Below are 18,422 nucleotides of genomic sequence, written 5' to 3'. Positions count from 1 at the left end.
CAACGGCTTTGACCGATGTGGAGGTCTTGCAGGCCTCTTTGGCGACCTGCAGTTTGAAACGCGCGTCGTATCTGTTCATGTATCCCTCGGGGTTGGATCTGATGTCCAACTCCCGGGGGTCACTTCACCGTGGGGGCTTGGCCGCGGCATCCATGCCGCGGACACTCCCGCCACCGGACCCACCCCACCTTCGACAGATTCCGCGATCTGTCGGAACGGCATATTGTTCTGGTAGGTGTCGACCTCGGTCGACACGGTAGATCCACGCCATGCGTGGATGATTCATTCGATATCTGACAGAAAAATCGTGTCGACCAAGGTCGACACCTACCAACAGCTGCGCGGAACAACGGCCACCGTTACCAACAGCCGAGTGAACCTGTCGAAGGTGGGGCGGTGTCGGAGTGCGGGGTGTCAGCCGCATGGATGCGGCTGCCAAGCCTACACGGACGTACTTGCGGCGGCCCCGCACTCCGACACCGTCCCGCCAACCCACGGATAGCCCGCCTTTGATGTTTGACGTTGCTCCGGTTCGTAGCAGGTGCAGGGCTGCAAGCCCTGCCGACCCCCTAGAACGGAGTCGCGGACTCGAACGCGAGCGCTTCGCCCGTCACCGGATGGGTGAACCGCAGGCTGCGCGCATGCAGGTGCACGCGCTGCGCCGGTGCCGCGTCATACAGCACGTCGCCAACAATCGGATGGCCAATACTGGCCATGTGCAACCGCAGCTGATGGCTGCGGCCGGTGATCGGTTCCAGCTCCACGCGGGTACGCTGCGCTTCCACATCACGCGCCATTACGCGCCAGCGCGTCAGCGCCGGCTTGCCGCGTTCGTGATCGACCGTCTGCTTCGGCCGGTTCGGCCAGTCCACAATCAGCGGCAGATCCACGTCGCCGGCATCGCCTTCAAGCAGTCCCTCCACGATCGCTTCATAGCGCTTGCCAACCCGGCGCTGCTCGAACTGCATCGACAACGCCGCCTGCATGTCCTTGCCACGCGCATGCAGCAGCAGCCCGGAAGTCACCTGGTCCAGGCGGTGCACGGTCAACGCATCCGGGTACAGCGACTGCAGGCGCGCGACGACGCAGTCCTGGTTCTCGGCGCTGCGGCCGGGCACGGACAGCAGGCCGGCGGGCTTTTCAGCCACCAGCAGCGCGTCGTCGATGTAGTGCAGGTGGATCATGCGGTTCCAGGAATTCCAAATGAAAACGGGGAAGCCGAAGCCTCCCCGTTTTCTGCGTACCGACCAGCGGTCGGTACCTACCTTGATGCAAGACCTACCGACCGGAGCCGGTACCGCCTGCATCAGCCCAGCAGGTGGGCGACGCCGGCACGCTCTTCTTCCAGCTCGGCCAGGGTCTTGTCGATGTACTTCTGGCTGAAGTCGTCGATCGGCAGATCCTTGACCAGGGTGTACTTGCCGTTCTCGGTGGTCACCGCGAAACCGAAGATCACGCCTTCCGGAATGCCGTAGGAACCGTCGGACGGCACGCCCATGGTGACCCACTTGCCGTTGCTGCCCAGCACCCAGTCACGCACGTGGTCGATGGCGGCATTGGCGGCCGAAGCGGCCGAGGACGAGCCACGGGCTTCGATGATCGCCGCGCCGCGCTTGCCGACGGTCGGGATGAACGTGTTGGCGTTCCACTCCTGGTCGTTGATCGCATCGGCGATCGAGGCGCCGTCGGCGGTGGCGAAACGGTAGTCCGGGTACATGGTCGGGCTGTGGTTGCCCCACACCACCAGCTTCTCCATGCCACCGACCGGCTTGCCCAGCTTGGCCGACAGCTGGCTCAGCGCGCGGTTGTGGTCCAGGCGCAGCATGGCGGTGAAGTTCTCCGGCTTCAGGTCCGGAGCCGACTTCATCGCGATGTAGGCATTGGTGTTGGCCGGGTTGCCGACCACCAGCACCTTCACGTCACGGCTGGCGACCTTGTTCAGCGCGGCGCCCTGGGCGGTGAAGATCTTGGCGTTCTCCAGCAGCAGGTCCTTGCGCTCCATGCCCGGGCCACGCGGACGTGCGCCGACCAGCAGGGCGATGTCGGCGTCCTTGAACGCGACTTCGGCGTCATCGGTGCCAACCATGCCGGCCAGCAGCGGGAACGCGCAGTCTTCCAGCTCCATCATCACGCCCTTCAGGGCGGCCTGGGCCTTGTCGACCGGCAGTTCCAGCAGCTGCAGGATGACCGGCTGGTCCTTGCCCAGCATTTCGCCGGAGGCGATGCGGAACAGCAGGGCATAACCGATCTGGCCGGCGGCGCCGGTCACGGCAACACGAACGGGTGCTTTCATGGGGGTTTCCTCTTGCTTGCAAGCGTTTGATGGGGCGCCGCGGGCATGGCCACGCAGGCCGGGCGGGCGGCGGGGAACAGGGAAACGGCCACCCGTGGGTGGCCGTTTCGAAAGGGGGTCAGGCGGCGAGGTGCTTGTTCCACTCCGCGACGCGGTCGGCCTGCGCGGCCAGCACGGCGTCGACGTCGCCTTCCAGGGTGATCGAATGGATCACGTCGCCCTGCTTGACCGAATCGACGATGGCCTGGCCTTCCAGGACCTTGCCGAAGACGGTGTGGCGGCCGTCCAGCCAATCGGTCTTGATGTGGGTGATGAAGAACTGGCTGCCGTTGGTGTTCGGGCCGGCGTTGGCCATCGACAGCGAGCCGACCTCGTGCTTCACGCCATTCTTCTCGTCTTCGAACTTGTAGCCCGGGCCGCCGGTGCCACGGCCCTGCGGGCAGCCGCCCTGGATCATGAAGTCGGCGATCACGCGATGGAAGATCAGGCCGTCATAGAAGCCGTGCTTGACCAGGTTCACGAAGTTGGCCACGGTCAGTGGCGCCTTGTCGGCGAACAGCTCGACCTTGATCGGGCCCTGGGTGGTGTCGAAAGTGGCGATGAGGGACATGAAGATCCTTGGTGCAAAGGGGAATGCGTCTAGCCACCTAGTTTACACCTGCCTCGTGGCGGCGGTGCCTTCGACCATCGGTGGAGCCCCCGCCTTCAGCCAGGGGAAGGTGAGCCGAGGGGCCGTCCTGGCGACCTCGGCCGAAGCGGTGGACAGCCAGCTGAATGGGCCGTTTGGCCGGCGTGAAATCCACCTTTTCGCGAATCGTCAAGTTCGACGTATAATGTTGGACTTCTTTTTCCAAATCCGGCGCCGACTGGCCCCCTTTCGTATGTCCATCGAAAATCTTCGCAACATCGCCATCGTCGCCCACGTCGACCATGGCAAGACCACCCTGGTCGACCAGCTGCTGAAGCAGTCCGGCACCCTTTCCGAGCGCACCGTCCTCGCCGAGCGCGTGATGGACAGCAACGACCAGGAAAAGGAACGCGGCATCACCATCCTGGCCAAGAACACCGCCATCACCTGGGAAGACAAGAAGACCGGCATCAAGAACCGGATCAACATCGTCGACACCCCCGGCCACGCCGACTTCGGCGGTGAGGTCGAGCGCGTGCTGTCGATGGTCGACACCGTGCTGATCCTGGTCGATGCGATGGACGGCCCGATGCCGCAGACCCGCTTCGTGACCCAGAAGGCCTTCGCGATGGGCTTCAAGCCGATCGTCGTGGTCAACAAGGTCGACCGTCCGGGCGCCCGTCCGGAGTGGGTGATCGACCAGGTCTTCGACCTGTTCGACAAGCTCGGTGCCACCAACGAGCAGCTGGACTTCCCGATCGTCTACGCCTCGGGCCTGAACGGCTACGCGGGCCTGGAAGACACCGTGCGCGACGGCGACATGACCCCGCTGTACGAAGCGATCATGCAGCACGCGCCGAAGCCGGAAGTGGACCCGGAAGGCCCGTTCCAGATGCGCATCAGCCAGCTGGACTACAACAACTTCGTGGGCGTGATCGGCATCGGCCGCATCCAGCGCGGCACCCTGAAGAAGAACATGCAGGTCGCGGTCATCGACCGTGAAGGCAAGAAGCGCAACGGCAAGGTGCTGCAGGTGCTGGGCTTCATGGGCCTGGAGCGCATCGAGCAGGATTCGGCCGAGGCCGGCGACATCGTGGCCATCTCCGGCATCCAGGAGCTGACCATCTCCGACACCATCTGCGCACCGGACTTCCCGGAAGCCCTGCCTGCGCTGACCGTCGACGAGCCGACCATCTCGATGACCTTCCAGGTGAACAATTCGCCGTTCGCCGGCAACAAGGACCTGTCCGGTGGCAAGTTCCTGACCAGCCGCCAGATCAAGGACCGCCTGGACCGTGAAAAGGTCCACAACGTGGCCCTGAAGGTCGAGCAGCTGGAAGACGCCGACAAGTTCCTGGTCTCGGGCCGTGGCGAACTGCACCTGTCGGTGCTGATCGAGAACATGCGCCGCGAAGGCTACGAGCTGGCCGTGTCGCGCCCGGAAGTGATCATCAAGGAAATCGACGGCCAGCTGATGGAGCCGATCGAGCAGCTGGTGGTGGACATCGAAGAAGTCCACCAGGGCGGCGTGATGGAAAAGCTGGGCACCCGCAAGGGCCAGTTGAAGAACATGGAATCGGACGGCAAGGGCCGCGTGCGCCTGGAGTACCAGATCCCGGCCCGTGGCCTGATCGGCTTCCAGAACGAGTTCAAGACCCTGACCCAGGGTTCGGGCCTGCTGTTCCACGTGTTCGACCACTACGGCCCGAAGGAACAGGGCGCCATCGCCAAGCGCATCAACGGCGTGATGATCGCCAATGCGCCGGGCGTCACGCCGGCCTACTCGCTGGGCCCGCTGCAGGAACGCGGCAAGCTCTTCGCTGCCGAAGGCGACAACGTGTATGAAGGTCAGCTGGTCGGCATCCACTCCAAGGACAACGACCTGACCGTCAACGCGATCAAGACCAAGCCGCTGACCAACATGCGCGCTTCCGGCAAGGACGATGCGATCCAGCTGACCCCGGCGATCAAGTACTCGCTGGAACAGGCCCTGGACTTCATCGAAGACGACGAGCTGGTCGAGATCACCCCGAAGGAGATCCGCCTGCGCAAGAAGTTCCTGACCGAGAGCGACCGCAAGAAGGCTTCGCGCGGCGGCTGAGCCAGCACCCCGTGAACCAGAGCGGCTACAACCCGGATCCACACCGGCATCCGGGTCTGCACGTCATCGCCCTGCTCGAAGCGAGCAAGGCGATGCTGGCGCTGTTGGCCGCCACCGGGCTGGAAGTGCTCGGACCGCAGCCGCTTCGGCACGGCATCATGGTCCTGATCCGGCGTTTCAGCCTGGATCCGGACCATGGCACCCTGCCCTCGCTGCTGCATATGATCAGCCCCGACGCGGTCCACCTGGCCGCGGCGGGGATGATCGGCTACGGCCTGCTGCACCTGGTCGAAGCCTGGGGCTTGTGGCGGGCCAAGGCCTGGGCCTCCTGGCTGGGCTGCCTGACTGCCTCGCTGTACCTGCCCTTCGACATCTTCGCGATCATCCGCCACCCCGGCTGGCCGTCGTGGACGATCCTGGCGATCAACCTGATCGTGGTCTACGTTCTCGCCCGCGACCTGCGCAAGCGCCACCGCTGAGCACCGGCTACACTGGGGATTGGAGCCGACCAAGCCGCCCCATGCGCCCGTCCTTGCCGCCTCTGCTGACCTGCCTGCTCGCCGCGCTGCCTGCGCTGCTTTCGGCTGGCTGCAGCCCGGCCACGCCCAGCGCGCATGCGGCCGAACCTGCGAGCCGCAACGTGCCGTTCCCGTACGCTGAAACCGATGTTGCCGACCTGCAGGCGCGGATGACCGCCGGTGAACTGGACAGCACCACCCTGACCCAGGCCTACCTGCAGCGCATCGCCGCCCTGGATCGGGCCGGCCCCCGCCTGCGCGCGGTGATCGAGCTCAACCCCGATGCCCTGAAGGAAGCCGCGGCGCGCGACCGCGAGCGCCGCGATGGACGCCTGCGTGGCCCGCTGCACGGCATCCCGGTACTGCTGAAGGACAACATCAACGCGGCGCCGATGGCCACCAGTGCCGGCTCTCTGGCCCTGCAGGGGTTCCGCCCTGACGATGCGTATCTGGTGCGGCGCCTGCGCGAGGCCGGGGCCGTGGTGCTGGGCAAGACCAATCTCAGCGAATGGGCCAATTTCCGCGGCAACGATTCGGTGTCCGGCTGGAGCGCGCGCGGCGGCCAGACCCGCAATCCCTATCGCCTCAGCCACTCGCCTTGCGGCTCCAGCAGCGGCAGCGCGGTAGCGGTCGCCGCCAACCTGGCCAGCGTGGCGATCGGCACCGAAACCGACGGCAGCATCGTCTGCCCTGCGGCGATCAATGGCATCGTCGGCCTCAAGCCGACCGTCGGCCTGGTCAGCCGCGATGGCATCATCCCGATTTCCTTCAGCCAGGATACTGCGGGGCCGATGACACGCAGCGTCGCTGACGCTGCGGCCGTACTGACCGCAATTGCCGGCCGCGATGATGCCGACCCGGCCACCGCAACCATGCCCGGCCGTGCGGTGTACGACTACACCGCGCGGCTGGATCCGCAGGGACTGCGTGGCAAGCGCATCGGCCTGCTGCAGACGCCGCTGCTGAAATACCGCGGCATGCCGCCACTGATCGAACACGCCGCCACCGAGCTGCGTCGGGCCGGTGCCGTCGTGGTGCCGGTGGAGCTGCCCAACCAGGGCGCCTGGGCCGACGCCGAACGCAAGGTACTACTGTACGAGTTCAAGGCCGGGCTGGAGCGTTACTTCAGCGCCCACCGCGCTCCCCTGCACAGCCTGGCCGAATTGATCGCCTTCAACCGGGCGCACAGCAAGCAGGAACTGGGCCTGTTCGGCCAGGAACTGCTGGTGGAAGCTGACGCTACCGCTGGCTTGGCCGACCCCGCCTATATCCGCGCACGCAGCGATGCGCGCCGGTTGGCGGGCCCGGAAGGCATCGATGCCGCCCTCGCCGCCCACCAGCTCGACGCCCTGGTCGCGCCTACCACCGGCGTGGCGTGGCCGATCCGCAGCGAAGGCGACGACTTCCCCGGCGAGAGCTACAGTGCCGCCGCCGTCGCCGGCTATCCCAGCCTCAGCGTGCCGATGGGCCAGATCGATGGCCTGCCGGTCGGCCTGCTGTTCATGGGCACCGCCTGGAGCGAACCGAAGCTGATCGAAATGGCGTACGCCTACGAACAGCGCACCCGCGCGCGGCGGCCACCGCACTTCGGCACCGACACGCTGATCGACGCCGGCGAGCCTTGATCCGGTAGTGCCGGCCGCTGGCCGGCGCTACCGTTCGGGTTCCGGCTCCATCGGCACGATTGCCGCCTCACCGTCTTCAGCCCCCGGCGAACGCACATCTGCAGTACGTGCGCGTGGACCACGCGGCATGTCCAGCTCGTCAGCATGCTGCAGCCGCGCACGCAGCTGCGGCAGCGACTGCGGATGCTCACGTGCGAGGAAATCGAGCATGCGCTCGCGTACCAGGCAACGCAGGTCGAACGCGTCGCCAGAGCTGCGCGCACTCACCAGCAGGCGCACCTGGATCGCACGCTCGCTGGTTTCGGTCACCTGGGTCACGCAGACCCGGCCATCCCACAATGCCTCACCCCGGCAGATGCGCTCCAGCTCAGCGCGGATCGCCGCGATCGGGGCACGATAGTCCAGCCACAGAAACGCCGTACCGAGCAGATCGGCGCTGCGCCGGGTCCAGTTCTGGAAGGGGTTCTCGATGAACCAGGTCAGCGGCACCACCATCCTCCGCTCGTCCCAGATGCGTACCACCACGTAGCTGCTGCCGATCTCCTCGATGCGTCCCCACTCGCCCTCGACGATCACCACATCGTCCAGCCGGATCGGCTGGGTCACTGCAATCTGCAGGCCAGCGATCAGGTTGCCGAACACTGGCTTTGCGGCGATACCGGCCACCAGGCCGATGAGGCCCGCCGAGGCCAGCAGCGCGGTGCCGATCTTCTGCACCATGGGGAAGGTCAGCAGCACCAGCGAAGTGCCCAGCACGATGATGCCGCCCATCAGCACACGGCTGAGCACCCGCGTCTGGGTCTGGATGCGGCGCGCTTCCAGATTATCGGAGACATCGATGGGATGGCTGCGCAGGATGGCCCGCTCACCCGCTGCCACTGCGCGTACCAGCAACCAGATGAAGCAGGCGGTCAGTGCGATATGCAGCACCCGTTGCAGGTTGCCCAGAAGGGGATCCTGCAGCGGCGTGGCCTGCAATGCAGGGATCAACAGCAGCAGCGGCCATGCGGTGGCCATTGGCAGCCCGAGCACACGCCCGATGCGCGCGCGCCGCCGATCACGCCCTTTCAGCCGATGGTAGATCCACAGGATCAGCCACGCGCCGATACCGCCCACCAATGCGGCCAAACCCAACGGCCATGCGTAGGCCTGTGCGCTCTGCCAGTGCACCGTTGCCACCTCCAGTCGAACAAGCAAGTGGACAGCCTCGCGCATGGCGCATGAGCGTCACGTCAGTCGTTTGTAAGGAGGGTGTTGGTCGGCAGGGCTTGTAGCCCTGCACCTGCCCAGAAGCCGAAGCAACAGCAACGGCAACAGCAACAGCCGAAGCAGAAGCGGGTTTGCTGTGGGATGGCGGGGTGGGTCCGGTTGCGGGGGGCGCTGCAAGTACCCCTCCGGGGCCCGGCCCAGCCGCTGGCGGCTGTGCGTTCGGGCGCTTGCGAAGCAGTGCTTCGCAAGCAAAGCGCCCTCACCCATGTAAGCTCGGTCGCCGCTTGCTCGTGTGCGCTTTCCTGCGCACACGGCAAGACCGGGGTTGGGCGTCCTGCCCAACCCGCCCGAGGCATGCCTCGGGCCCATGCGGCTCACGCCCCCGCAACCGGACCCACCCCGCCTACGACAGATCTCCGCGATCTGCAGTAGATCCGCGCCATGCGTGGATGAATCTCCATCGGAATCGAATATTTCGAATTGGATTCCAAAAGCATCCACGCATGGCGTGGATCTACCGTGTCGACCAAGGTCGACACTTACCCGCAGCCGCCGGAATTCGTCAGAGGCGGGGCGGTGTCGGAGTGCGGGGTGTCAGCCGCATGGGCCCGAGGCATGCCTCGGGCGGGTTGGGCAGGACGCCCAACCCCGGTCTTGCCGTGTGCGCAGAAAAGCGCACACGAGCAAGCGGCTGCCAAGCCTACAAGGACGTACTTGCGGCGTCCCCGCACTCCGATACCACCCCGCCTTCCCACGGAATGCCCGCGTTTGACGTTGAAGTTGACGTTGATTCGGCAGGTGCAGGGCTGCAAGCCCTGCCGCAACGCACTTACCGCACTTGCTCCTGCTTGCGCACGATCGCCATCGCGATCTCCAGCGACTGCTCGTAGTTCAACCGCGGGTCCACCGTCGAACGATACGCACGCTCCAGGTCGCGCTCGGTCAGTTCGCGCGCGCCGCCGATGCACTCGGTCACGTCCTCGCCGGTCAGTTCCAGGTGCACACCGCCCAGGCGCGTACCGGCGGCGGCATGCAGGTCGAACGACATCTCCACCTCGCCACGCACGTTGTCGAAGCGGCGTGTCTTGAAACCGTTGGCGGTGCTTTCGGTATTGCCATGCATCGCATCGCACACCCACAGCACGCGGCGACCATCACGCTTGACCGCGTCCAGCAGCGGCGGCAGTTTCTCTGCGATCTGCGTTGCGCCCATCCGGTGGATGAAGCTCAGGCGGCCCGGCTCGTCATGTGGGTTGAGCACATCGATCAGGCGCAGCAGCTGGTCCGGCGTCACCGACGGGCCCACCTTGATCGCAATCGGATTGCGCACGCCACGCAGGTACTCCACGTGCGCGCCATCGAGCGCGGCCGTGCGCATGCCGATCCACGGGTAATGCGTGCTCAGGTTCAACCAGCCCTGCTGGCGCGGCACCTGGCGGGTCAACGCCTGCTCGTAGGGCAGCAGCAGGGCTTCGTGCGACGTGTAGAAGTCGATGCGGTTGAGATTGTGCACGCGGGCCCCGGCCAGGGTCTCCATGAAGTGCACCGCATCGCCGATCGAGGCCACCATCTTCTGGTACTCGGCCGCCAGCGGCGAGTGGCTTACCCACTCCAGATTCCAGTATTCGGGGTGGTGCAGGTCGGCGAAACCGCCGTCGATCAGCGCACGCACGAAGTTCATCGTCATCGCCGAATGCGCGTGGGCCTGCAGCATCCGCTTCGGGTCCGGCAGGCGCGCCGCTTCGGTGAACGCCGGTGCGTTGATCACATCACCGCGGTAGCTGGGCAGGGTCACGCCGTCGCGGGTCTCGGTGTCGGCCGAGCGCGGCTTGGCGTACTGGCCGGCGAAGCGGCCCACGCGGATCACCGGCTGGCGCAGGCCGTGCACCAGCACCAGGCTCATCTGCAGCAGTACCTTCAGGCGGTTGGAGATGGTGCCCGATTCGCAGTCGCTGAAGTTCTCGGCGCAGTCGCCGCCCTGCAGCAGGAAGCGCTTGCCTTCCTGGGCCTCGGCCAGCTGCTGCTTCAACGCCAGGATCTCCCACGAGGTGACCAGCGGCGGCAGCCGCTTCAGCTCGTGCAGAGCGGCGTCCAATGCCACCGGGTCCGGGTAGGTCGGCATCTGCAGCGCGGTCTTGCCACGCCAGCTCTCCGGCGACCAGGCAGCGCCAGCGGTGGTCGCGGCGGGATCGGACGCGGGTGGAACGGCGGACAGGCTCATTGCAGACTTCCGGGGTGGGGGGCGGTCATGGTCGCAGAGCCAGCCGCTGACGCAAAGGCCCACACCCACCGCCCCAGCCACCTGAACGGCAGGGAAAGGCCAGCGCCGGCAGCCAGATCCAGCATGGTCAGCCGCACGGGACAGGCGCATGATTTGTTACGGAGTAACACTTCCACGTCATGGACCGGCCCCTTCCACGCCCAGCCGCCCCCTCTCTCACCATGAAGCCCTCACCCCTCGCTACCGGCATTGCCTTCGCCCTGGCCCTGGCCAGCCTGCCCGCCTTCGCCGCAACGACCGACGACACCTCTTCCTCCGTCAAGGATCTGGACGCAGTCACCGTCCACGCCCAGCTCGACCAGGCCCGCAACGCGCTGTCGCCGGACATCGGCAGCAGCCAGTACCAGATCACCGCCGAGGACATCCAGAAGCAGCCGCTGGGTGCCTCCGCGCCGCTCAGCCAGGTACTGCTGCAGGCCCCGGGCGTGGTCCAGGATTCCTATGGCGGCGTGCACGTGCGCGGCGACCACGCCAATCTGCAGTACCGCATCAATGGCGTGCTGTTGCCCGAATCGATCTCCGGCTTCGGCCAGACACTGGATGCCCGCACCATCAAGAGCATCCGCCTGATGGATGGCGCGCTGCCGGCGCAGTTCGGCGAGCGCACCGCTGCAGTGGTCGACATCACCACCCGCAATGGCGCCGAGCTCGGCAATGGCGGCAGCGCCGGTCTGACCGCAGGCTCGTTCGGCAAGATCAATCCGAATGCCTCGTGGTGGGGCAACCAGGGGCGATGGAGCTGGTTCCTTACTGGCAACTACGACCAGAACGAGGTTGGCCTGGAGAACCCGACCCGCTCGCGCAAGCCGCTGCACGACGACACCCACCAAGGCAAAGCGTTCGCTGACCTCACCTACCTGGTCAACGAGAACACGCGCCTGAGCGTGTTCGCCGGCTTCGCCAACAATCGCTTGCAGATCCCGGTCAACCCCGGCCAGACCCCGCAGTTCGGTTACCTGGACACCACCACCTTCGACTCCAGCCAGCTGGATGAAACCCAGCGCGAGACCACCCGCTTCGGCATGCTGGTGCTGCAGGGGGCGCTGGGCAGCACCGCCTACCAGCTGTCAGCCGGGCAGCGCTACAGCGATGTGGCGTTCAACCCGGATGTCATCGGCGACCTGGTATTCAGTGGCGTCGCCTCGCAGGTGCAGCGCAGCAACCGCGCCAACACGCTGCAGGCCGATTTCTCCACCCCGCTGGGCAGCGACCACACGCTGCGCTATGGCCTGTACGGCAATTACGAGAACGCGCGTGCGAACAACAGCAGCTGGGTGTTTCCGGTCGATGACGCCGGCCAGCAATCCAGCACCACGCCGCTGCTGATACCTGACCACAGTGCCTTCCATGCCAGCACGCAGGCGTTGTACGTGCAGGATGAATGGAAGATCGGCGACGACTGGACCGTCAACTACGGCCTGCGCGGAGATCGCTACAAGGCCTTTGGCCACACCGAGGGCCAGCTCAGCCCCCGCGTGGGCGTGGCCTGGAATGCCAGCGACAGCACCACCGTGCATGCCGGCTATTCGCGTTACTTCACGCCACCGGCCAGTGAGCTGATCGCCAGCAGCGACATCGCGCTGTACGACGGCACCACCAACCAGCAACCCAGCGGCGGCAACAACACGCCACTGGCCGAGCGCAGCGACTACTACGACATCGGCGTGTCGCAGCAGGTGGGCGAACACCTGACCCTGGGCCTGGATGCCTATGACCGACGCGTCGCGCGCCTGCAGGACGAAGGCCAGTTCGGTGCCGCCTACATCTACTCGACGTTCAACTACCGCCGCGGCCATATCCATGGCCTGGAGTTCAGTGCCGACTACAGCGACGGTCCGTTCAGCGCCTACGTCAACGCAGCGTACAACAAGGCCATCGGCACCCAGGTCATCACCAGCCAGTACAACCTCGATCCGGACGCGCTGGCCTATGTGGCCAACCATTGGATCCACCTCGACCACGACCAGAAGCTGACCTCATCGGGTGGCTTCAGCTACGCCTTTGCCGGACACAACCGGGTCGGCGCCAACTACGTGTTCGGTAGCGGCCTGCGTTCGGACATCGAGGGCGTGCCCAACGGCGGCGAGCTGCCGTCCTACCTGCAGGTGAACCTCAGCGCCGGGCATGACTTCAATGCCGGCAGCGGCCATCCGCTGCATGTGCAGCTGGCGGTCATCAATGCATTGGACCGCAGCTACCAACTGCGCGATGGCGGTGGCGTCGGCGTGTTCGCCCCGCAGTGGGGACCGCGCCGTGGCGCCTACCTGAGCCTGCAGCAGGATTTCTGAGGACGCCAGGGTGCCTGGGGTCGGACCCCTTTCCGCAGGAGAGGGCTCCGACCCCGCCTTAGTTCAGCGCTTGACCTTGCGCAGCGACACCACCAACGCCCACAGCGCCAGCAGCACGAACCACACGCCCGACCACATCGGCATGGTCAGGCCCAGGAACGTCCAGTCGATATTGCCGCAGTTGCCGGTACCGGTCAGCACCGTGCGGAATACTTCCAGCGGCCCCATGGTCTCGCGCAGGAAGCTCAGCGGCGGGCCGCAGGTCGCACCCATCTCCGGTGGCAGCATCTGCACGTAGACGTGGCGCGCAGCGATGCCTACGCCGACCGCGGCGGCAATGAAGGCGAGCACGCCGTAGGTTGCCCGGCCAGGACGGTTGGAGGGCCCGTGCAGTGCACCGATCAGGAACAGCAGGCCCAGCGCGGCGAACGCCAGCCGCTGGAAGATGCACAGCGGGCACGGCTCCAGGCCCATCTTCAGCTGCAGGAAGATCGCGTAGCCCAGCAGGCCCGCGCAGATCAGGAAGCCCAGGAAGAACTGGGCGCGGAAGGGCCAGCGCAGTGGATTCATCGTCAACGCTCGAATGGATCAAGGCGCCAAGCGTAACCGAGAGTGCATGCCATTCGAACCGCCACAGGTGACGCCTGTCGGAACGGTGCGGGTCAGATCCCGCAGAAACGCAAAAGCCCGGCAGAGGCCGGGCTTTCGCTGTGTCGCGTTGGAGCGGTCCGATTACTCGGCCACTTCCTCGGCCACGACCGGACGGTCAACCAGCTCGACGTAGGCCATCGGCGCGTTGTCGCCAGCGCGGAAGCCACACTTCAGCAGGCGCAGGTAGCCGCCCGGACGGTTCGCGTAGCGCGGGCCCAGGATGGTGAACAGGTTGCCCACGGCTTCGTTGTCGCGCAGGCGAGCGAAAGCCAGACGGCGGTTGGCGACGGAGTCGACCTTGGCCAGGGTGATCAGCGGCTCGGCAACGCGGCGCAGTTCCTTGGCCTTCGGCAGGGTGGTCTTGATCAGCTCGTGCTTGAACAGCGAGGCGGCCATGTTCTTGAACATCGCTTCGCGGTGGGCGCTGGTGCGGCTGAACTTACGGCCAGACTTCTGGTGACGCATGGTGATATTCCTTGGTTAATGATGAGGCTGTGCGGATCGTTGTCGCCATCCTGGCGTTGCTGCGCGGACTGCGGATGGTCCTGGCCGCCCGTCCTGGACGACCTGCCCGCGAACCTGGGGTTCGTCGTGGCATGTTGTGTTGCGTTGAAGGCCCCACCGCGAACGGTGGAGCCTTCAGGCATTGCCGATATCAGCCCAGCATGCCGTGGCTGGCGACGCCGGCCGGCGGCCAGTTCTCCAGCTTCATGCCGAGCGACAGGCCGCGCTGAGCCAGCACTTCCTTGATCTCGGTGAGCGACTTCTTGCCCAGGTTCGGGGTCTTCAGCAGCTCCACTTCGGTCTTCTGGATCAGATCGCCGATGTAGTAGATGCTTTCAGCCTTCAGGCAGTTGGCCGAACGCACGGTCAGCTCCAGATCGTCGATCGGGCGCAGCAGCACCGGATCCACGCCGTTGTTGGCCGGCTTGGCCGCACCGCGGTCGCGGTGGGTGAAGTCACCGAACACCGACAGCTGGTCGCTGAGGATGTCGGCGGCGGTGCGCACGGCTTCCTCGGCATCGATGGTGCCGTTGGTCTCGATATCGATGACCAGCTTGTCCAGGTCGGTGCGCTGTTCGACACGCGCCGCTTCCACGGCATAGGCGACACGGCGGACCGGCGAGAACGAGGCATCCAGGACCAGGCGGCCGATGGCACGGGTTTCTTCGTCCGGACGACGACGCGCGGCAGCCGGCTGGTAGCCGAAACCACGTTCGATCTTCAGACGCATGTTGATTGCCGTGTCCTTGGTCAGGTGGCAGATCACATGGTCGCCGTTCAGGATCTCCACATTGTGGTCGACCTTGATGTCGGCAGCGGTGACAACGCCCGGGCCCTGCTTGGACAGGGACAGGGTGGCGCTGTCGCCGGAGTGCATACGGATGGCCACATCCTTCAGGTTGAGCAGGACTTCGAGCACGTCCTCCTGCAGACCTTCGACCGTGGTGTACTCATGCAACACGCCGTCGATTTCGACTTCCGTGATGGCGAAGCCCGGGATGGACGACAGCAGCACGCGACGCAGGGCGTTGCCCAGCGTATGCCCGTAACCCCGCTCCAAAGGTTCGATAACGACCTTTGCACGGGTGTCGGTAAGGCGTTCGATCTGCGGACCGCGAGGACGCAGAACCTGGTTGGCGGTAACCGTCATGTTGCGGGTTCTCCTAGTGAACCCCCGGCCGTCGCCGGGGGCTCTCCAATGTGAATTACTTCGAATACAGCTCGACGATCAGCGCTTCGTTGATGTCCGCAGGCAGATCCGAACGATCCGGAACAGCCTTGAAGATGCCGGTGAACTTGCCGGAATCCACTTCAACCCACGACGGGCTCAGGTCATGCTGGGCGGCGACGGTCAGGGCTTCCTGGACGCGCAGCTGCTTGGCAGCCTTTTCGGACAGAGCGATGGCGTCGCCAGCCTTGACCTGGTACGAAGCCAGGTTGACCGACTTGCCATTCACGGTGACGCCGCGGTGCGACACCAGCTGACGGGCAGCCGGACGGGTCACGGCGAAGCCCATGCGGTAGACGACGTTGTCCAGGCGGGTTTCCAGCAGCTGCAGCAGGTTCTCGCCGGTGTTGCCCTTCTTGGTCGAGGCCTTCTTGTAGTAGTTGCGGAACTGACGCTCCAGCAGGCCGTAGATACGCTTGACCTTCTGCTTTTCACGCAGCTGGGTGGCGTAGTCGGACAGCTTGCCCTTGCGGGCAGTGGCGCCGTGCTGGCCGGGCTTCTGCTCCAGCTTGCACTTGGAGTCCAGCGCACGCGCCGGGCTCTTCAGGGACAGGTCGGCGCCTTCGCGGCGGGCGAGCTTACAGGTAGGACCGATATAACGAGCCATTTCTTATCGCTCCCTTTAGACGCGACGCTTCTTCGGCGGACGGCACCCGTTGTGCGGGATGGGCGTCACGTCGATGATGTTGGTGATCTTGTAGCCGACGTTGTTCAGCGAACGCACGGCCGACTCACGGCCCGGACCCGGGCCCTTGATGCGGACTTCCAGCGACTTCACGCCGTAGTCCAGCGCAGCACGACCGGCCTTTTCAGCAGCCACCTGGGCAGCGAACGGGGTCGACTTGCGCGAACCGCGGAAGCCAGCGCCACCGGAGGTCGCCCACGACAGAGCATTGCCCTGGCGATCGGTGATGGTGACGATGGTGTTGTTGAACGAAGCGTGGACGTGGGCAACGCCGTCGGTGACGACGCGCTTGATCTTCTTCTTGGTCTTAGCAGCGGGCTTAGCCATTTCTCAGTCCCTTACTTCTTGATCGCCTTGCGCGGACCCTTGCGGGTGCGGGCGTTGGTACGGGTGCGCTGGCCACGCAGCGGGAGGCCACGACGGTGACGCAGGCCGCGGTAGCAGCCCAGGTCCATCAGGCGCTTGATCGCGATGCCGATCTCACGGCGCAGATCGCCTTCCACGATGTACTTGCCGACTTCGGCGCGCAGGCGCTCGATTTCCGGCTCCGACAGATCGCGGATCTTGGTGGTCGAAGCAACGCCTGCGACTTCGCAGACCTTCTTCGAACGGGTACGGCCGATGCCGTAAATGCTTTGCAACCCGACCCAGACGTGCTTCTGGGCTGGCAGGTTGACGCCTGCAATACGCGCCATGACGCGGTTCTCCAGCTGAGTGATGGCCGACAGCGCGCCTCGGGCACGCCAATCCGGCAGGATGGATCAAAAAAGTGAACTAGCGATACTAACAAGGTTCCGGTTTACATGGAAGCCCGTGAAACCATTGGTTTCATGAACCCGGCCTGGGGAGTGTGCCCAGGCTCCGGCGCCGGATGGGGTTGGACCTGGGGTTTCCCCCGGGGCCGCCCGCGCTACTCCAGCGCGGGACCACCTCATCACACCCCCACCCGGAACCGCTGCGGGGGCCGCCCTTCGTTTGTGTGGCCGGAATCCGCGAAGCGGAGGGACCATCACGTCAGGAAGACGAAAGTATAACAGGCCTATCAGCCGCGGGCAAAACCGCCGCGGTTGCCGCCCTTCAGGTTGGCCTTCTTCAGTAGGCTCTCGTACTGGTGGGACATCAGGTGTGCCTGCACCTGGGCGATGAAGTCCATCACCACCACCACCACGATCAGCAGCGACGTGCCACCGAAGTAGAACGAGGCATTCAGCTGCGTGCGCATCAGTTCCGGCAGCAGGCAGACGATCACCAGGTAGGCCGAGCCGGCCGCGGTCAGGCGGGTCAGCACGCCGTCGATGTAGTCGGCGGTGGCCTTGCCCGGACGGATGCCCGGAATCAAAGCGCCCGACTTCTTCAGGTTGTCGGCGGTTTCCTGCGAATTGAACACCAGCGCCGTATAGAAGAACGCGAAACCGGTGATCAGCGCAGCGAACACGATCATGTGCAGCGGCTCGCCCGGGCCCAGGGCATTGGCGACCTTCTGCAGGACCTGACCGAAGCTGCTCTGGTTGGCAGCCTGGCCGGACCACATGGCCAGGGTGGCCGGGAAGGCCAGCAGGCTCGAGGCAAAGATCGCCGGGATGACGCCGGCCATGTTGAGCTTCAGCGGCAGGAACGAGGTCTGGTTCATGTACGCGTTGCGACCGCCCTGGCGGCGCGCGTAATTGACCGTGATCCGGCGCTGGCCGCGCTCCACGAACACCACGAAGAAGGTGAAAGCGAGCACGACGATAGCGATCAGCAGCAGCTGGATGAACTGGATGTTGCCGTCGCGGTAGGCGTCGAAGGTGTGGATGACCGCACCCGGCAGGCCGGCGACGATACCGGCGAAGATGATCAGCGACACGCCGTTGCCGATACCGCGTTCGGTGACCTGCTCACCGACCCACATCAGGAACATGGTGCCGGCAGTCAGTGCGACCACCGCGGTGAGCACGAAGCCCATGCCGGGGGCGTACACGACCGGAGCGCCCGACGGCGAAACCTGCCCCTGCAGGGCCAGCGCGATCGAACCGCCCTGCACCACTGCCAGCAGCACGGCGCCGATGCGCGAATACTGGGTGATCTTGCGGCGGCCGGACTCACCTTCCTTCTGCATCGCCTTCAGGGCGGGGAAGATGTGCACGGCCAGCTGCATCACGATCGATGCCGAGATGTACGGCATCACGTTCAGCGCAAAGATGCTGAAACGGTGCAGGGCGCCGCCCGAGAACATGTTGAACATGTCCACGATGCCGCCGCCCTGCTGTTGCATCATGGCAAGCATGGCATCGGGATTGACGCCCGGCACCGGCACGTAGCAGCCGATGCGATAGACGATCAAAGCCCCGACGACGAACAGCAAACGTTGGCGAAGTTCAGTGAACTTGCCCATTCCGCCCGCGAGGTTACCGATGCCAGCTTGCGCCATG

Annotated in this window: 16 protein-coding genes; 4 read left to right on the top strand and 12 right to left on the bottom strand. The window is 65.3% G+C overall.

The genetic code is table 11. The annotated features are described in order from the left end of the window. Positions 1-569: 569 nt before the first annotated feature. The 3 genes from WDC87_RS05085 to WDC87_RS05075 all read right to left on the bottom strand — a co-directional run bounded on the left by WDC87_RS05085 (position 570) and on the right by WDC87_RS05075 (position 2,903). A complete protein-coding gene (locus WDC87_RS05085; RefSeq protein ID WP_072169162.1) occupies positions 570-1,184 on the bottom strand; it encodes an RluA family pseudouridine synthase in 615 nt (204 codons plus the stop codon). A 122-nt stretch (positions 1,185-1,306) separates the two neighbouring features. Then, entirely contained in the window at positions 1,307-2,293 is a 987-nt protein-coding gene (locus WDC87_RS05080; RefSeq protein ID WP_005415428.1) for a malate dehydrogenase, read from the bottom strand. Positions 2,294-2,411: 118 nt separating this feature from the next. Then, positions 2,412-2,903, bottom strand: coding sequence for a peptidylprolyl isomerase (locus WDC87_RS05075; RefSeq protein WP_005408225.1), 492 nt, complete (start codon positions 2,901-2,903; stop codon positions 2,412-2,414). 271 nt (positions 2,904-3,174) lie between these two features. On the opposite strand from WDC87_RS05075, the gene typA reads away from it, so the two are divergent. Genes typA through WDC87_RS05060 form a run of 3 tightly spaced genes read left to right on the top strand, consistent with a single transcriptional unit; the run spans position 3,175 to position 7,165 of the window. Further along, positions 3,175-5,022, top strand: coding sequence for a translational GTPase TypA (gene typA, locus WDC87_RS05070; protein ID WP_061480552.1), 1,848 nt, complete (start codon positions 3,175-3,177; stop codon positions 5,020-5,022). An 11-nt stretch (positions 5,023-5,033) separates the two neighbouring features. Further along, positions 5,034-5,501 carry a DUF2127 domain-containing protein gene (locus WDC87_RS05065; protein WP_005415426.1) on the top strand — a complete coding sequence of 156 codons (468 nt, stop codon included), beginning with the start codon at positions 5,034-5,036 and terminating at the stop codon, positions 5,499-5,501. A 41-nt stretch (positions 5,502-5,542) separates the two neighbouring features. After that, a complete protein-coding gene (locus WDC87_RS05060) occupies positions 5,543-7,165 on the top strand; it encodes an amidase (protein ID WP_072169161.1) in 1,623 nt (540 codons plus the stop codon). A 27-nt stretch (positions 7,166-7,192) separates the two neighbouring features. Here the strand turns inward: WDC87_RS05060 and WDC87_RS05055 are convergent, their stop codons facing one another. Together WDC87_RS05055 and WDC87_RS05050 are read right to left on the bottom strand one after the other, a co-directional pair. Further along, the gene (locus WDC87_RS05055) at positions 7,193-8,380 is read right to left on the bottom strand and encodes a mechanosensitive ion channel family protein (protein WP_194433967.1); all 1,188 of its coding nucleotides are present in this window, start codon (positions 8,378-8,380) and stop codon (positions 7,193-7,195) included. 823 nt (positions 8,381-9,203) lie between these two features. Further along, on the bottom strand, positions 9,204-10,595 hold the full coding sequence (locus WDC87_RS05050) for a 3-deoxy-7-phosphoheptulonate synthase class II (protein ID WP_072169160.1): 1,392 nt from the start codon (positions 10,593-10,595) through the stop codon (positions 9,204-9,206). A gap of 221 nt (positions 10,596-10,816) precedes the next feature. On the opposite strand from WDC87_RS05050, the gene WDC87_RS05045 reads away from it, so the two are divergent. After that, positions 10,817-12,943 carry a TonB-dependent receptor gene (locus tag WDC87_RS05045; protein WP_072169159.1) on the top strand — a complete coding sequence of 709 codons (2,127 nt, stop codon included), beginning with the start codon at positions 10,817-10,819 and terminating at the stop codon, positions 12,941-12,943. A 63-nt stretch (positions 12,944-13,006) separates the two neighbouring features. On the opposite strand, the gene WDC87_RS05040 is transcribed toward WDC87_RS05045, so the two are convergent. The 7 genes from WDC87_RS05040 to secY all read right to left on the bottom strand — a co-directional run bounded on the left by WDC87_RS05040 (position 13,007) and on the right by secY (position 18,421). Beyond that, the gene (locus WDC87_RS05040) at positions 13,007-13,513 is read right to left on the bottom strand and encodes a disulfide bond formation protein B (protein ID WP_005415421.1); all 507 of its coding nucleotides are present in this window, start codon (positions 13,511-13,513) and stop codon (positions 13,007-13,009) included. A gap of 162 nt (positions 13,514-13,675) precedes the next feature. Continuing rightward, entirely contained in the window at positions 13,676-14,059 is a 384-nt protein-coding gene (rplQ, locus tag WDC87_RS05035; protein ID WP_005408217.1) for a 50S ribosomal protein L17, read from the bottom strand. A 190-nt stretch (positions 14,060-14,249) separates the two neighbouring features. After that, positions 14,250-15,248, bottom strand: a complete 999-nt coding sequence (gene rpoA / locus WDC87_RS05030) for a DNA-directed RNA polymerase subunit alpha (protein ID WP_005408216.1) — start codon at positions 15,246-15,248, stop codon at positions 14,250-14,252. 55 nt (positions 15,249-15,303) lie between these two features. Continuing rightward, complete coding sequence (gene rpsD, locus WDC87_RS05025) at positions 15,304-15,933, bottom strand: 30S ribosomal protein S4 (protein WP_004145446.1); 630 nt, start codon at positions 15,931-15,933, stop codon at positions 15,304-15,306. A 15-nt stretch (positions 15,934-15,948) separates the two neighbouring features. Continuing rightward, positions 15,949-16,338: a 30S ribosomal protein S11 gene (gene rpsK / locus WDC87_RS05020; protein ID WP_004145443.1), complete on the bottom strand. Its 390-nt coding sequence runs from the start codon at positions 16,336-16,338 to the stop codon at positions 15,949-15,951. Positions 16,339-16,349: 11 nt separating this feature from the next. Beyond that, positions 16,350-16,706, bottom strand: coding sequence for a 30S ribosomal protein S13 (gene rpsM, locus WDC87_RS05015; protein WP_004154500.1), 357 nt, complete (start codon positions 16,704-16,706; stop codon positions 16,350-16,352). A gap of 347 nt (positions 16,707-17,053) precedes the next feature. Beyond that, positions 17,054-18,421 carry a preprotein translocase subunit SecY gene (gene secY, locus WDC87_RS05010; RefSeq protein WP_005415420.1) on the bottom strand — a complete coding sequence of 456 codons (1,368 nt, stop codon included), beginning with the start codon at positions 18,419-18,421 and terminating at the stop codon, positions 17,054-17,056. Between the last annotated feature and the right edge of the window lies 1 nt (position 18,422).

Origin of the sequence: Stenotrophomonas maltophilia group sp. Smal12, from assembly GCF_037079935.1 — a bacterium.
GTDB classification, from domain to species: domain Bacteria; phylum Pseudomonadota; class Gammaproteobacteria; order Xanthomonadales; family Xanthomonadaceae; genus Stenotrophomonas; species Stenotrophomonas sepilia.
This window is presented reverse-complemented; position numbering and strand designations above follow the sequence as displayed.